Origin of the sequence: Massilia timonae CCUG 45783, from assembly GCF_000315425.1 — a bacterium.
Classification (GTDB): domain Bacteria; phylum Pseudomonadota; class Gammaproteobacteria; order Burkholderiales; family Burkholderiaceae_D; genus Telluria; species Telluria timonae.
The window spans coordinates 116,794-128,954 of sequence record NZ_JH992924.1; the positions used below are offsets into that span (position 1 = coordinate 116,794).

Below are 12,161 nucleotides of genomic sequence, written 5' to 3' on the forward strand. Positions count from 1 at the left end.
AAGAACACGGGGACGCGCTGTGCGTGAGCGCAGCAATCATTAAACCAGGATGAAGCAGCAGAAGACATGAGCAAAGAAAGTATCCAGGAAGTCGTCCAGAAGAGTCTCGAAGATTATTTCAACGATCTGGGCGAACAAAAGCCGACCAACATCTACGACATGATGGTGTTGACCGTCGAAAAGCCCGTCCTCGAAGTCGTCATGTCGCGCGCCGACGGCAACCAGTCGCACGCCGCACAGATGCTGGGCATTAACCGGAACACTTTGCGCAAGAAACTGCAGGAGCACGGGCTGCTCTAAGCGTGACCCACGTGGCCGCGCACCGGGCGCGCGGCCATGACCGGATCCCCGATCCGCCTGCCCGCCGCCAGGAATTCTCAACCATAGGCCACACCATGATCAAACAAGCTCTCATTTCCGTATCCGACAAGACCGGCGTGCTCGATTTCGCGCGCGCGCTCTCTTCGCTCGGCGTCAACATCCTGTCCACCGGCGGCACCGCCAAGCTGCTGCAGGATAACGGCGTGCCGGTGACCGAAGTCGCCGACTACACCGGTTTCCCGGAAATGCTGGATGGCCGCGTCAAGACCCTGCACCCGAAAGTGCACGGCGGCATCCTGGCGCGCCGCGATTTTCCTGAGCACGTCGCCAAGCTGGAAGAGCACGGCATTCCGCAGATCGACATGGTCGTGGTCAACCTGTACCCGTTCCAGCAGACCGTCGCCAAGGAAGAGTGCTCGCTGGAAGATGCGATCGAGAACATCGACATCGGCGGCCCGACCATGCTGCGTTCGGCGGCCAAGAACCACCGCGACGTGGTCGTGATCGTCGACCCGCTTGACTATGGTGTGGTGCTGGCCGAGATGAAGGGCCAGGGCGAAGCCACCGGCCCGGTCAGCTATGAAACCAGGTTCCGCCTGGCCAAGAAAGTGTTCGCGCACACCGCGCAGTACGACGGCGCGATCACCAACTACCTGACCAGCCTGGGCGAAGACCGCGCGCACGCGACCCGTTCGAGCTTCCCGCAGACCCTGAACATGGGCTTCGAGAAAGTCCAGGACATGCGCTACGGCGAGAACCCGCACCAGGGCGCCGCCTTCTACCGTGACCTGGTCAGCGTCGACGGCGCACTGGCCAACTACACCCAGCTGCAGGGCAAGGAACTGTCGTACAACAATATCGCCGATGCCGATGCGGCCTGGGAATGCGTCAAGTCGCTGGGCGGTCTCGGCCAGCCGGCCGGCTGCGTGATCGTCAAGCACGCCAACCCGTGCGGCGTGGCGATCGGCACTGATGCGCTGGACGCTTACTCGCGCGCGCTGCAGACCGACCCGACCTCGGCCTTCGGCGGCATCATCGCCTTCAACGTCGAAGTCGACGGCACGGCGGCCGAAGCCCTGTCAAAACTGTTCGTCGAAGTGCTGATCGCGCCATCGTTCACCGCGGAAGCGCGCCAGATCATGGCGGCCAAGCAGAATGTGCGCCTGCTCGAGATCGCGCTGGGCGCCGGCCAGAACGCGTATGACGTCAAGCGCGTCGGCGGCGGCCTGCTGGTGCAGTCGCCGGATGCCAAGAACGTAGGCCTGGGCGAACTGCGCGTGGTCACCAAGAAGCACCCGACCCAGCAGCAGCTGCAGGACATGATGTTCGCCTGGCGCGTGGCCAAGTTCGTGAAATCGAACGCGATCGTGTTCTGCGCCAACGGCATGACCCTGGGCGTCGGCGCCGGCCAGATGAGCCGCATCGACTCGGCCCGCATCGCCTCGATCAAGGCCCAGAACGCCGGCCTGTCGCTCACCGGTTCGGCGGTGGCGTCGGATGCCTTCTTCCCGTTCCGCGACGGCCTGGACGTGGTCGTTGACGCCGGCGCGACCTGCGTGATCCACCCGGGCGGCTCGATGCGCGACCAGGAAGTGATCGATGCGGCCGACGAGCGCGGCGTGGTGATGCTGTACACCGGCACCCGTCACTTCCGTCACTGATCCGGTGACACGTCGGGCCGGCGGAACTTGCCGGCCCGATGCGATCAAACCGTGGTGAACCTGTGTTTTTGCACAGTATTTTTCCCACGAACACCCCCAGCCGGGGTAACATTCCATAATGATTATTCTCGGCATCGACCCGGGCCTGCGCACGACGGGGTTCGGCGTTATTGAAAAACACGGCGCCAAGCTGCGCTACGTCGCCTCGGGCACCATCAAGACCGGGCTGGAGGGCGCTTTGCCGCCGCGGCTCAAGGTCATCCTGCACGGCGTCAGCGAAATCATCGCCACCTACCGCCCGGCCTGTTCGGCCATCGAAAAAGTCTTCGTCAACGTGAACCCGCAATCGACCCTGCTGCTGGGCCAGGCGCGCGGCGCGGCGATCACGGCCCTGGTCAGCGCCGACCTCGACGTGGCCGAATACACGGCGGTGCAGGTGAAGCAGGCCGTGGTCGGCACCGGGAAGGCGGCCAAGCCGCAGGTGCAGGACATGGTCGCGCGCCTGCTCAAGCTGCCGGGCCTGCCGGGCACCGACGCCGCCGACGCCCTGGGCGTCGCCATCTGCCATGCTCACAGCATCGACACCTTGTCGCTACTGGGCACGCTGTCGCCCGATATGCAGGCGCTGCGCATGAAGAACAGCCGTCTCGTCTCTTAATTAGGAACCTTACCGATGATCGGTCGCCTCTCTGGAATCCTGCTCGAAAAAGCGCCGCCGCACGTGCTGGTCGATTGCAATGGCGTCGGCTATGAAGTCGACGTGCCGATGAGCACCTTTTATAACTTGCCGCATACCGGCGAAAAAGTCGTGCTGTTCACCCACCTGGTGGTGCGCGAGGATGCGCACCTGCTGTTCGGCTTCGGCTCCGCTTCCGAACGCGCGTTGTTTCGCCAGCTGATCAAGATCACCGGCATCGGCGCGCGCATGGCGCTGGCGATCCTGTCCGGCATGTCGGTGGCCGAATTGTCGCAGGCCGTCACGCTGCAGGAAACCGGCCGCCTGGTGAAGGTGCCGGGCATCGGCAAGAAGACGGCCGAACGCCTGCTGCTCGAACTGAAAGGCAAGCTGGGCGCCGACATCGGCATGGTCGCCGGCGCGGCGCGTGACGACGCGCAGGTGGACGTGCTCAATGCGCTGGCCGCGCTGGGGTATTCTGACAAGGAAGCGCTCCTCGCGATCAAGAACATGCCGGCCGGCTCGAGCGTCTCGGACGGCATCAAGTTCGCGCTGAAGGCGCTGTCCAAAGGCTGAGGAAGAATCTGAGCAATGAGCATCCAGACCGACAACTTCACCGAACACCGCGTGATCGACGCCGCGCCGGCCTCGCCCAACGAAGAGGCGATCGAACGCGCCTTGCGTCCGAAGCAGCTGGACGAATACGTCGGCCAGGAAAAGATCCGCGATCAGCTCGAGATCTTCATCCACGCGGCGCGCAAGCGGCGCGAGGCGCTCGACCACACCCTGCTGTTCGGTCCGCCGGGCCTGGGTAAAACGACGCTGGCCCACATCATCGCGCGCGAGATGGGCGTCAACCTGCGCCAGACCTCGGGCCCGGTGCTCGAGCGTCCCGGCGACCTGGCGGCGCTGCTCACGAATCTCGAGCCGAACGACGTGCTGTTCATCGACGAGATCCACCGGTTGTCGCCGGTGGTCGAGGAGATTTTGTATCCGGCGCTCGAGGACTACCAGATCGACATCATGATCGGCGAGGGTCCGGCCGCGCGCTCGGTCAAGCTCGACCTGCAGCCGTTCACCCTGGTCGGCGCCACCACCCGCGCCGGCATGCTGACCAATCCGCTGCGCGACCGCTTCGGCATCGTGGCGCGCCTCGAGTTCTACAACGTCGACGAGCTGACCAAGATCGTGGCGCGCAGCGCCGCATTGCTGGAAGCCCCGATCGACGAGGACGGCGCGCGCGAAGTCGCCAAGCGCGCGCGCGGCACGCCGCGTATCGCCAACCGCCTGCTGCGCCGCGTGCGCGACTACGCCGAAGTGAAGGGCAATGGCGAGATCACGCGCGAGATGGCCGACCGCGCGCTCAAGATGCTCGACGTCGACACCGTCGGCTTCGACGTCATGGACCGCAAGCTGCTGGAGGCGGTGCTGTTCAAGTTCGCCGGCGGCCCGGTGGGCATCGGCAACCTGGCGGCGGCAATCGGCGAGGCCGCCGACACCATCGAGGACGTGCTCGAACCGTATCTGATCCAGCAGGGCTATCTGCAGCGCACCCCGCGCGGACGCATCGCCACGCCGCTGGCCTACCAGCACTTCGGCGTCACCGCGCCGCGCATCAGCCCGACGGGCGATTTGTGGGATAACTTGCCTCCCGGCTGAATCGCGCGCTCAGGGTCCCGGCGCGGGATGACGGCGCCGCCGCTGCAACAGCGCGGCGAGGAGGGGCGCCGGCCGGTAGACGAGCTTCAGGTACAGCAGCACGCTCAAGCCGATGACGGCGCCGGCCAGCCACAATACCGCGGGCGAGCTGCCGCGCCACAGCAGTGCGGCACTGGCGACCGTCGGCACGCCCAGCAGGATCGCGGCCGCCGTGCGCAGCAAGGCCGAGCGCAGGCGCTGGCCCGCCATGCCGATCATGATGAAACCGCTCGAGGCCAGCACCACGCAGGCCAGCGCCGCGCCGGCCCGGCCCGTATCCGGGGGCATGCCGCCGACGCGGATCAGTATGGCGGGTGCGATGAGCACCAGCACGCCGGCCACCAGGCTGGCGAGTCGAAGAAAGATCATGGCACATCCTTGCAGGGTGAAGAGACGACAAACGTCGGTTCATGGATAGCCATACGAAAAACATGCTGCCTGTCCGGCAGTGGAACCAAGATGGCACACAAGAAAAAATACTTGTCGTAATTGTTTCTTCGTGCGCGACGCCTTGTCACATCCCGGTCGCCGATCGCACGGTATTTCCGCGCGCATGCGCGGCGATCCGCGCCGCGTCGCGCATCGCAGACAGCGCTCGGACGGGTGGGCGAGGCGGATGAAGTGGGGCGCGTGATCGCCAGCCTGCCGGGTCCGGAACTGGCCTGGGTCAATGCCGAGTCGATCGAGGTCGGCGGCGGCTACCAAGTCTGAGTGGAAGGAAGCGCGATGCGATCCGGATGGCAGCATCCGGAACTGGGCGGATGACATTTGTCAGCCAGGATTGATGGCAAGCGATTCTGTCGGGCCGGCGGCGGCACCGACATACTGGTTTCACACCAACTCGTGAGGAAACCATGCCCATCCCCGTCCTGAAAACCTTATTCGTCGCCACCTGCGTCGCCCTGTCCGGCACGACCCTGGCCGCCGCCACCCTGGTCCAGGACGTGCGCGTCTTCGACGGCAAGGCCGTGCACGAACGCCGTTCGGTGCTGTTCGACGGCGGCGTCATCGTCGACGCCGACTTCCGCGGCGCGCCGCCCGCGGGCAGCCGCATCGTCGGCGGCGCCGGCCGCACCCTGCTGCCGGGCCTGATCGACGCCCATACCCACGCGTTCAGGCAGCTCGACCTGCCGCTGCTGTTCGGCGTCACCACGCAGGTCGACATGTTCACCGCCGTGCCGCTGATGCAGGAGGTGAAGGGCAGCATGGCGGCCGGCCGCAATGCGGGGCGGGCCGACATGTTCTCGGCCGGCACCCTGGCCACCGCCCCGAACGGGCACGGCACCCAGTACGGCCTGCCCATCCCGACCCTGAGCCGGCCGGAGCAGGCGCGCGACTTCGTCGACGCGCGCATCGCCGAAGGCTCCGACTTCATCAAGATCGTGCTCGAAGCCGGCGGGCAGGGCACGAGCAGGATGAATTCGCTCGACCTGGCGACCGCCAGGGCGCTGATCGAGGCCGCCCACCTGCGCGGCAAGCTGGCCGTGGTCCACGTCAGCAACGAGCGCGATGCGCGCGCCGCGCTGGAGGCCGGCGCCGACGGCCTGGTGCACCTGTTCCTGGGCGCCACGCCCGATCGGCAGGCTGTCGACGGCCTGGCCCGGCTGGCCAGGACCAGGGGCGCCTTCGTGATCCCGACCTTCGCGGTCCTGGAAAGCATGGCCGGCGTGCGCGGCGACGACCTGCTCGCCGACGCCCGGCTGGCGGCGCTGGTCGACCGCGAAGGCGCCGCCACGCTCAAGGCGCGCTACGGCGCGCAGGCGCGGCCGCAGGCGCTGGCGGCGCCGAAAGCCGTCACCGCCGCATTGCGCAAGGCCGGCGTGCCGATCCTGGCTGGGACCGATGCGGGCAACGCCGGCACCCTGTACGGCATCAGCATGCACCGCGAACTGGCGGCGCTGGTCGAGGCCGGCCTGAGTCCGGCCGAGGCGCTGGCCGCCGCCACCAGCGCCCCGGCCGCGGCCTTCAGGCTGGGCCGGCGCGGCTGCATCGCCAGGGGCTGCAAGGCCGACCTGCTGCTGGTCGAGGGCAATCCCGCGGCCGACGTCCGGGCCACGCGCCACATCGTCGAGGTGTGGAAGGATGGCCAGAGCGCCAATCCCCTGCGCGATGCGCGGCGCCAGCGGGTGGCGCAGGAAAGCGGCGGCGCCACCCGCCAGGCGCTGCCGCCGGATGGCCGCATCAGCGACTTCAGCGCCAGCCGCCTGGGCAGCCCGTTCGGCAGCGGCTGGCTGCCGTCGACCGACCAGTTCGCGGGCGGCAAGTCGACCGTCAAGCTCGACGTGCTGGCGCCGCTGCCCGACGGGCAGGTGCCGTTGGCGGTGCGCGCCACGGTCGCGCCGGGCCTGCCGTTCGCCTGGTCCAGCGTGGCCTTCATGCCCGGCGCCCAGCCGATGCAGCCGGCCGACCTGAGCGCGGCGAAGATCCTGCGCTTCAAGGTGCGCGGCGACGGCAAGACCTATCAGGTGATGCTGATGGGCGCCGGCAGCCAGCGGCCGAGCATGGTGCCCTTCGTGGCCAAGGGGGAATGGGAAGAAGTGAGCGTGCCCTTGTCGGCCTTCGCCGGCATCGATCCGGCCGCCGTCGCCATGCTAGCATTCAGTGCCGGACCGCAACCGGGCGACTACCGCTTCGAACTCGCCGACGTGCGCCTGCTGGAACAATGAGAACGACGGAGCCCACCATGATGACGACCCTCAGGAAAGCGCTGGCACGGCCCTGGATTCCGCCCGCATACGGCAGGCTGCAATACGTCTGGCTCCTGTCGCTGGGCTATCTGTTCTGGAAGTTCGCCTACGTGACGCCGACGGCGCCCGAACTGGCGCTGCTGGTGCTGACCCTGGCGATCTTCATTCCGCTGTATTGCGCCAGCTTCTGGGCGCGCGGCTGGCAGGTCGCCGCCTGCGTGGTGGCCGGCTGCGTGCTCGGCACGGCATGGGCGCGCTGGAACCCGGGCGCCGCATCGTTCTTCATCTTCGCCTGCGCCATGTGCGCCCGCATCCCGGGCCTGGGCCGCGCCGTCGGCGCCATGCTGGGCGTGATCGCCTGCGGCGCCGCGGCGTCGTTCCTGGCCGGACCGATGCAACTGATCCTCCTGATGCCGATCCTGATGGCCGGCCTGCCGGTCGGGCTGTCCTGCATCATGGATGCGCGCCAGCGCAGCGCGCGGGAGCAGCTCATGCGCAAGCAGGAAGAAGTGGAGCACATGGCGCGCATCGCCGAGCGCGAACGCATCTCGCGCGACCTGCACGACCTGCTCGGCCATTCGCTGTCGCTGATCGCCCTCAAGGCCGAACTGGCGCGCAAGCTGGCCGGCCGCGACGACGCCGCCTGCGCGCGCGAAATCGCCGACATCGAAGCCAGCGCGCGCACCGCCCTGGCCGAGGTGCGCACGGCCGTCACCGGCTACCGCGAGAGCGGCCTGGCCCAGGCCCTGGCCAGCGCCCGCGCCAGCCTGCAGGCGGCCGACGTGGCGCTCGACGAACGGGTCGAGCGCATCGAGCTGGCCCCGGCCGCCGAGCACGTGCTGGCGCTGGCGGTGCGCGAAGCGGTGACGAACATCGTGCGCCACGCCCGGGCGTCGCGCTGCACGCTGTCGCTGAGCCGCGAAGCCGGCCACGCCGTGCTGCGCGTGCACGACGACGGCCGCCTGCGCGATACCGATGAGTTAAGGCATGGCAACGGGCTGGCCGGCATGCAGGAGCGGGTGGCGGCGCTCGGCGGGCGCTTGAAACTGGCGGCCGGCGACGGCCTGGCGCTCGAGCTGCAGGTGCCGGCATGATCCGCGTCCTGATCGCCGAAGACCAGAAGCTGGTGCTGGGGGCCCTGAGCGCGCTGCTGCGGCTGGAGCCGGACATCGAGGTGGTGGCCGGCGCGCTCGATGGCCGCGAGGCGCTGGCCCTGTGCGAGCGCCTCGTTCCCGACATCGTGCTGACCGATATCGAGATGCCGCACATGACCGGCATCGAACTGGCGCAGGCGCTGTCGTCGAGAAAGCTGGCGTGCCGCGTGGTGGTGGTGACGACCTTCGCCCGCAGCGGCTACCTGCGGCGCGCGATGGAGGCGGGCGTGCGCGGCTACCTGCTCAAGGATGCGCCGGTCGAGGCGCTGGCCGCCGCCATCCGCGTCGTGCATGGCGGCGGGCGCGCGATCGCGCCCGAGCTGGCCTTGGAAAGCTGGAACGGCGGCAGCGACCCGCTGACCGAGCGCGAACGGCAAGTGCTGCGCCTGGCGGGAGAAGGGCGCTCGAGCGTCGAGATCGCGCGCCAGGTCCACCTGTCGGAGGGGACGGTGCGCAACTATCTGTCGGAGGCGATCAGCAAGCTGGGCGCCGGGAATCGCGTGGAAGCGTACCGGATGGCGCGCGATGCGGGTTGGCTATGACGGCTGGCTATGATGGCTGCGTGAAGCGGCGTTCGCGCTGGCCGTTGCGCCGTAGCGGGACCCATTGCATAGGCTTGGGTGCACGCCGGGAAGGCGTCCTGGGCACGATCGGCTGCTGCGGCACATGGGTCAGCGGATAGATGAAGCTGAGGTACAGCAGGATCGTCAGCGTCAAGAGGAAGGTGCACAGCCAGACCATCAGCATATTGCTGGCATGCCAGATCACGATGCCGCTGGCGCCGAAGGGCATCATCAGGAGCAGGGCGGCGAACGAGCGCAGCATGGCGTCGCGGTTCATGCGGTGGCCGGCCATCGCGACCAGGAAGAAGCCGCCCGAGCCGAGCGCCACGCCGGCCAGCACGATATACGGCTCGATCCAGTCCGGGATGCCGTGCGCGGTCGAGGCCAGCAAGGCGGCCGGCAACAGGATGCCGAACACGCCGCCAGCCAGGCTGAGCAGGCGAATCACGCGCATGGCCCGTCCGCGGAAGACGGGTCGTGCGGCACGTGCTACGGAAGTTGGTTTCATGGCGCCTCGAAGGTGGGCAGGAAGTAACGTCCGGCAACACGTCGCGGTTGACGCGAGGTTGACACGATCTTGACGTCAGCATAGCCGACATTGCCTGGCGCGTGAACCAGGCGTGTTCTAGTGACCCACGCTCTTCGAAAACAGGTTGATGACCAGCACGCCGGCGATGATCAGGGCCAGGCCGGCGATCGCCGCCAGGTCCAGGCTTTGCCGGAAATACAACCAGCTGACCAGGGAGATGAGCACGATGCCGACACCGGACCAGATCGCATAGGCGATGCCGGTAGGCAGCACGCGCAGGCTGAAGGTGAGCAGGTAGAACGACAGGGCGTAGCAGCCGACCGTGATCAGGCTCGGCAGCGGGCGGGTAAAACTGTCGGAGGCCTTGAGGGCGGTGGTGCCGATCACTTCGGCGACGATGGCAAAGCCAAGGAAGATATAGGCTTGATTCAGGGTCATCAGGAAGAAAAACGGCCCGTCGCCGGGCCGCGTTGGGGTTTATTGTTCGCGCTGCCAGGTCTGGGTGCGGCCGAACATCGGGGCGCCGACATAGCCGCGCACTTCGAGCTTGCTGCCGTTGTCGGCCAGGCTGGCCTTGCTCTTGTAGGTCTTGCCGTTGGACGGATCGAGGATCTGGCCGCCGGTGTATTCGTTGCCTTCTTTCTTGAGGCCGGAGAGGATCGTCATGCCGATGATCGGCTGGTCCTTGCGCGCGTCGCTGCACTTGACGCACTTGGGATTCTGGTCCTGGTCCACCGGGCGGAACAGTTTCTCGATCTTGCCGGTCAGGACGCCGCCTTCTTCGGTGATGCGCACCAGCGCCTTCGGCTTGCCGGTTTCGTCATCGATGGTTTTCCAGGTGCCGACCGGCGAGGCGCTCTGCGCGAGGGCGGCGGTGGGCAGGGCGAGCATGGCGGCGGCGATCAGGCCGACGTGCATCAGGTGGCGCATGGTAGGTCTCCAGTATTGTTGTTGGTACGGCAGAGTGTAGCAAAGTCGCCTGGAGACAGGACGGCCTGAAATCAGAGGATTCCCTCCAAAACTACGGCGCGTTGCGCACGTCTTCCGGCGTGACCTGGTGGCGCCGCTCGGCCGGGCGGGTCAGCACCCGCATCGTCACTTCCAGCGGCACGCCGAGCTCGGCGAGCTGGCGCGCGGCGCTGGTGCGCTGGTCGATGGACGCCTCGTGAATCACGGCGTCGATGCGCAGGGAGGTCTTGTAGTCGCTTCGTCGGTCCATGGGCAGATCGTATCATGTATTTATTAGATGCCATTTCTCATGAAACGGTGCTCGATTGCGAGGCCAATCTATTTTTTTTCGATGCAAATTTCCCTCTAATTAATGTATCTTGTGGCATCTTTACCAAAGGTAAATCTTCAACCTCTCCCACGCGACAAGGACTTTGCATGAACGATCTGGTAACCGCCATCAATGGCATCATCTGGAGCCCCGCGCTGATCGCGCTGTGCCTGGGCGTGGGGCTGTATTTTTCGCTCCGGTCACGATTCCTGCAGGTGCGCCATGTGCGGGAGATGACCCGCCTGATGCTTGAAGGAAAAAGCTCGGAGCAGGGCGTGTCCTCCTTCCAGGCACTGACGATGACGCTCGCCGGCCGGGTCGGCACCGGCAACATCGCCGGCGTGGCCACCGCCATCACCTTCGGCGGTCCTGGCGCGGTGTTCTGGATGTGGGTGGTAGCCTTCCTGGGCGCCAGCTCGGCCTTCGTCGAGTCGACGCTGGGCCAGGTCTACAAGGAGCAGATCGGCAAGCAGTACCGCGGCGGTCCCGCCTTCTATATCGAAAAGGGCCTGGGCATCAAATGGTATGCCTGGACCTTCGCGATCGCGACGGTGTTCGCCACCGGCCTGCTGCTGCCCGGCGTGCAGGCCAACTCGATCGCCGAGGGGCTGAAGACGGCCGTCGGCATCGATCCGAACGTCACCGCCGCCGTCCTGGCCATTGCGCTGGCCTTCATCATTTTCGGCGGCGTCAAGCGCATCGCGACCTTCGCCGAGCTGGTGGTGCCTTTCATGGCGCTGGGCTATATCGTGGTTGCCTGCGTCATCGTGTTCCTGCACATTGAACAGTTGCCGGCGGTAATCTCGCTGATCGTCAGCTCCGCCTTCGGCCTTGACGCCGGCTTTGGCGCCATCATCGGCATGGCCATCATGTGGGGCGTCAAGCGCGGCGTGTACTCGAACGAGGCAGGCCAGGGCACCGGCCCGCACGCCTCATCCGCCGCCGAAGTCAGCCATCCGGCCAAGCAGGGCCTGGTGCAGGGCTTCTCGGTCTACATCGACACCCTGTTCGTGTGCTCGGCCACCGCCTTCATGCTCCTGATTACCGGCCAGTACAACGTCGAGGCGCCGGACGGCACCCAGATGTTCGTCGGCGTGCAGGGCGTGGCGGCCGGCCCCGGCTACGTGCAGACCGCGCTCGAGAACGTGATGCCGGGCTTCGGCGCGCTGTTCGTGGCGATCGCGCTACTGTTCTTCGCCTTCACCACGATCGTCGCCTATTACTATATCGCCGAGACCAATATCGCCTACATGGACCGCCATGCGCGCCATCCGTGGCTGAATTTCGCGCTCAAGATCGCGATCGTGGCCGCTACCGTCTACGGCGCTGTCAAGACCGCCGATGTCGCCTGGGCGCTGGGCGACATGGGCGTAGGCCTGATGGCCTGGTTGAACATCGTGGCGATCGTCCTGCTGCGCAACGTCGCTTTCAAGTGCCTGCGCGACTACGAAGCGCAGAAGAAAGCCGGCAAGGATCCGGTCTTCGATCCGGTCGCGCTCGGCATCAAGAACGCCGACTATTGGGTGCAGCGTAACGCCGCGTCGCCCACGCAGCAAGATAGCGTGCGCCTCGACACGCCGGTAAAGTAAGACG

14 protein-coding genes are annotated in these 12,161 nt (G+C 66.7%); 9 read left to right on the forward strand and 5 right to left on the reverse strand.

Annotated features, from left to right (window positions below):
* Positions 1 to 66: 66 nt before the first annotated feature.
* From HMPREF9710_RS15635 to ruvB, 5 genes are all read left to right on the forward strand, one after another.
* A complete protein-coding gene (locus HMPREF9710_RS15635) occupies positions 67 to 300 on the forward strand; it encodes a helix-turn-helix domain-containing protein (RefSeq protein WP_005667930.1) in 234 nt (77 codons plus the stop codon).
* Positions 301 to 395: 95 nt separating this feature from the next.
* Positions 396 to 1,982 (forward strand): bifunctional phosphoribosylaminoimidazolecarboxamide formyltransferase/IMP cyclohydrolase, encoded by a 1,587-nt coding sequence (gene purH, locus HMPREF9710_RS15640; protein WP_005667932.1) that lies wholly within the window; start codon positions 396 to 398, stop codon positions 1,980 to 1,982.
* A gap of 118 nt (positions 1,983 to 2,100) precedes the next feature.
* A complete protein-coding gene (gene ruvC / locus HMPREF9710_RS15645; protein ID WP_005667934.1) occupies positions 2,101 to 2,640 on the forward strand; it encodes a crossover junction endodeoxyribonuclease RuvC in 540 nt (179 codons plus the stop codon).
* Positions 2,641 to 2,655: 15 nt separating this feature from the next.
* A complete protein-coding gene (gene ruvA / locus HMPREF9710_RS15650) occupies positions 2,656 to 3,234 on the forward strand; it encodes a Holliday junction branch migration protein RuvA (protein WP_005667935.1) in 579 nt (192 codons plus the stop codon).
* Between the two features lie 15 nt (positions 3,235 to 3,249).
* Positions 3,250 to 4,317, forward strand: coding sequence for a Holliday junction branch migration DNA helicase RuvB (ruvB, locus tag HMPREF9710_RS15655; protein ID WP_005667936.1), 1,068 nt, complete (start codon positions 3,250 to 3,252; stop codon positions 4,315 to 4,317).
* A 9-nt stretch (positions 4,318 to 4,326) separates the two neighbouring features.
* On the opposite strand, the gene HMPREF9710_RS15660 is transcribed toward ruvB, so the two are convergent.
* On the reverse strand, positions 4,327 to 4,725 hold the full coding sequence (locus HMPREF9710_RS15660) for a hypothetical protein (RefSeq protein ID WP_005667937.1): 399 nt from the start codon (positions 4,723 to 4,725) through the stop codon (positions 4,327 to 4,329).
* Positions 4,726 to 5,210: 485 nt separating this feature from the next.
* Between HMPREF9710_RS15660 and HMPREF9710_RS15665 the strand changes: the two genes are divergently transcribed.
* From HMPREF9710_RS15665 to HMPREF9710_RS15675, 3 genes are read left to right on the forward strand one after another with little or no spacing between them, the layout of a single operon-like run.
* Positions 5,211 to 7,022: a CIA30 family protein gene (locus HMPREF9710_RS15665; RefSeq protein WP_005667938.1), complete on the forward strand. Its 1,812-nt coding sequence runs from the start codon at positions 5,211 to 5,213 to the stop codon at positions 7,020 to 7,022.
* 17 nt (positions 7,023 to 7,039) lie between these two features.
* Entirely contained in the window at positions 7,040 to 8,137 is a 1,098-nt protein-coding gene (locus HMPREF9710_RS15670; RefSeq protein WP_005667939.1) for a sensor histidine kinase, read from the forward strand.
* A complete protein-coding gene (locus HMPREF9710_RS15675) occupies positions 8,134 to 8,739 on the forward strand; it encodes a response regulator transcription factor (protein WP_005667940.1) in 606 nt (201 codons plus the stop codon). Before HMPREF9710_RS15670 ends, HMPREF9710_RS15675 begins: the two co-directional genes overlap by 4 nt.
* Before the next feature lie 7 nt (positions 8,740 to 8,746).
* Here HMPREF9710_RS15675 and HMPREF9710_RS15680 read toward each other — a convergent pair whose 3' ends face one another.
* The 4 genes from HMPREF9710_RS15680 to HMPREF9710_RS15695 form a co-directional block, all read right to left on the reverse strand.
* Positions 8,747 to 9,214, reverse strand: a complete 468-nt coding sequence (locus HMPREF9710_RS15680) for a hypothetical protein (RefSeq protein WP_005667941.1) — start codon at positions 9,212 to 9,214, stop codon at positions 8,747 to 8,749.
* 171 nt (positions 9,215 to 9,385) lie between these two features.
* Positions 9,386 to 9,727, reverse strand: a complete 342-nt coding sequence (locus HMPREF9710_RS15685) for an SMR family transporter (RefSeq protein WP_005667942.1) — start codon at positions 9,725 to 9,727, stop codon at positions 9,386 to 9,388.
* Between the two features lie 39 nt (positions 9,728 to 9,766).
* A complete protein-coding gene (locus HMPREF9710_RS15690) occupies positions 9,767 to 10,219 on the reverse strand; it encodes a DUF2147 domain-containing protein (protein ID WP_005667943.1) in 453 nt (150 codons plus the stop codon).
* Positions 10,220 to 10,310: 91 nt separating this feature from the next.
* Positions 10,311 to 10,508, reverse strand: a complete 198-nt coding sequence (locus tag HMPREF9710_RS15695) for a hypothetical protein (protein WP_005667945.1) — start codon at positions 10,506 to 10,508, stop codon at positions 10,311 to 10,313.
* A gap of 167 nt (positions 10,509 to 10,675) precedes the next feature.
* On the opposite strand from HMPREF9710_RS15695, the gene HMPREF9710_RS15700 reads away from it, so the two are divergent.
* On the forward strand, positions 10,676 to 12,157 hold the full coding sequence (locus tag HMPREF9710_RS15700) for an alanine/glycine:cation symporter family protein (RefSeq protein WP_005667946.1): 1,482 nt from the start codon (positions 10,676 to 10,678) through the stop codon (positions 12,155 to 12,157).
* The last annotated feature ends 4 nt before the right edge of the window (positions 12,158 to 12,161 follow it).

Excerpts from the sequence above, each read along its gene's own strand:
- HMPREF9710_RS15635 (WP_005667930.1), top strand. The coding sequence starts at position 67 with ATGAGCAAAGAAAGTATCCAGGAAGTCGTCCAGAAGAGTCTCGAAGAT.
- purH (WP_005667932.1), top strand. The coding sequence starts at position 396 with ATGATCAAACAAGCTCTCATTTCCGTATCCGACAAGACCGGCGTGCTC.
- ruvC (WP_005667934.1), top strand. The coding sequence starts at position 2,101 with ATGATTATTCTCGGCATCGACCCGGGCCTGCGCACGACGGGGTTCGGC.
- ruvA (WP_005667935.1), top strand. The coding sequence starts at position 2,656 with ATGATCGGTCGCCTCTCTGGAATCCTGCTCGAAAAAGCGCCGCCGCAC.
- ruvB (WP_005667936.1), top strand. The coding sequence starts at position 3,250 with ATGAGCATCCAGACCGACAACTTCACCGAACACCGCGTGATCGACGCC.
- HMPREF9710_RS15660 (WP_005667937.1), bottom strand. The coding sequence starts at position 4,725 with ATGATCTTTCTTCGACTCGCCAGCCTGGTGGCCGGCGTGCTGGTGCTC.
- HMPREF9710_RS15665 (WP_005667938.1), top strand. The coding sequence starts at position 5,211 with ATGCCCATCCCCGTCCTGAAAACCTTATTCGTCGCCACCTGCGTCGCC.
- HMPREF9710_RS15670 (WP_005667939.1), top strand. The coding sequence starts at position 7,040 with ATGATGACGACCCTCAGGAAAGCGCTGGCACGGCCCTGGATTCCGCCC.
- HMPREF9710_RS15675 (WP_005667940.1), top strand. The coding sequence starts at position 8,134 with ATGATCCGCGTCCTGATCGCCGAAGACCAGAAGCTGGTGCTGGGGGCC.
- HMPREF9710_RS15680 (WP_005667941.1), bottom strand. The coding sequence starts at position 9,214 with ATGCGCGTGATTCGCCTGCTCAGCCTGGCTGGCGGCGTGTTCGGCATC.
- HMPREF9710_RS15685 (WP_005667942.1), bottom strand. The coding sequence starts at position 9,727 with ATGACCCTGAATCAAGCCTATATCTTCCTTGGCTTTGCCATCGTCGCC.
- HMPREF9710_RS15690 (WP_005667943.1), bottom strand. The coding sequence starts at position 10,219 with ATGCGCCACCTGATGCACGTCGGCCTGATCGCCGCCGCCATGCTCGCC.
- HMPREF9710_RS15695 (WP_005667945.1), bottom strand. The coding sequence starts at position 10,508 with ATGGACCGACGAAGCGACTACAAGACCTCCCTGCGCATCGACGCCGTG.
- HMPREF9710_RS15700 (WP_005667946.1), top strand. The coding sequence starts at position 10,676 with ATGAACGATCTGGTAACCGCCATCAATGGCATCATCTGGAGCCCCGCG.